This window comes from Komagataeibacter kakiaceti JCM 25156, assembly GCF_000613305.1.
In genome coordinates, this window is sequence record NZ_BAIO01000676.1 from 1 (window position 1) to 1,053 (window position 1,053).

At 67.3% G+C, this 1,053-nt stretch carries 2 protein-coding genes and 1 pseudogene; all 3 read right to left on the bottom strand.

Annotated elements, in window-relative coordinates:
* Nucleotides 1-304, bottom strand: a pseudogene (locus tag JCM25156_RS17860) (energy transducer TonB); the annotation flags it as partial.
* Complete coding sequence (exbD, locus tag JCM25156_RS17865; protein WP_025814222.1) at nucleotides 301-810, bottom strand: TonB system transport protein ExbD; 510 nt, start codon at nucleotides 808-810, stop codon at nucleotides 301-303. The gene exbD and the pseudogene JCM25156_RS17860, both read right to left, overlap by 4 nt.
* A 6-nt stretch (nucleotides 811-816) precedes the next feature.
* A partial coding sequence (locus tag JCM25156_RS17870) for a MotA/TolQ/ExbB proton channel family protein (protein ID WP_025814223.1) occupies nucleotides 817-1,053 on the bottom strand: 237 nt, incomplete at its 5' end.

A 1,053-nucleotide genomic window follows, 5' to 3' on the forward strand; every position in this document is an offset into this window, starting at 1 on the left:
GGCCGATCGGCGCGTCGGTCGGCGGCGTGGGTGTAGAGACCGGTTCGGGTGCCATGTCGATGGCGATGGCTGCTGGCGGTGGTTCGGGCACGGCCTGCACGGGCGGCGGCAGGCGCATGATCCACCAGACCGCCCCGCCACTGACCGCCAGCACGGCGAGGAAGGACAGGCCCCAGCGGAGCGCATCGTGACGCCGGGTCAGACGGGCCTGCCTTTTCTGCCACGCGGCAAAGGATGGCGGGACCGTCTCCTGTGTCATGCCAGCAGGATGGGGCGTACCCGCCATGTCAGCCGTGCCGCTCACGGCGTGCCTCCCGCAACGGGAGCCGTGGCAGGAGCACTACCCGAGGTTGTGGAACCGGTCGGCACCGTTGTCGTGCCGGCTTCGCTGCCTTCCTCCTGTCCCTGCAGATTCACAAGGGCGACCTTGAGGTAGCCGGCGGACCGGAGCTTATCCATCACGCCCATCAGCGTGCCGTAATCGACCGTCTTGTCGGCGCGCAGGAAGATCCGTTGGTCCCTGTTGCCCTTGGTGGCACTCTCCAGAGCGCCCGCCAGACCGTCCATGGTGACGTCGTCTTCCCCCAATGCCAGGCCGTGATCGGCCTTCACCGTCAGGAACACCGGGTCATCGGGGCGCGGCGTGGGCTTCTCGGTCGAGGAAGGCAGGTCCACCGGCACGTTCACCGTGGTCAGTGGCGATGTGACCATGAAGATCACCAGCAGCATCAGCATCACGTCGATGAACGGGGTGACGTTGATCTCGCTGGCTTCGTGCGGGCTTTCATCGGTATGACGCATGCGGATCATGACGGCTCACTCCCCGGCCGCCGTGCGGACATCACGCGCCTGCGGGCCAATGCGCACGATATTGCCCTGCGCCATGAGCATCTGCGTACGGCCCAGATCGCGCGACACCAGGCGCATCACCAGTGCGGTCAGGTCCGCCACCTGTGCGCGGCACGACGCCGTCTGGCGGGCGAGATGGTTGTAGATCACCACCGCCGGTATCGCGGCCACCAGACCGAGCGCGGTGGCCAGCAGGGCTTCGGC

Bases quoted from the DNA above. Each gene is read 5' to 3' on its own strand.
- exbD (WP_025814222.1), bottom strand. From the start codon at position 810: ATGATCCGCATGCGTCATACCGATGAAAGCCCGCACGAAGCCAGCGAG.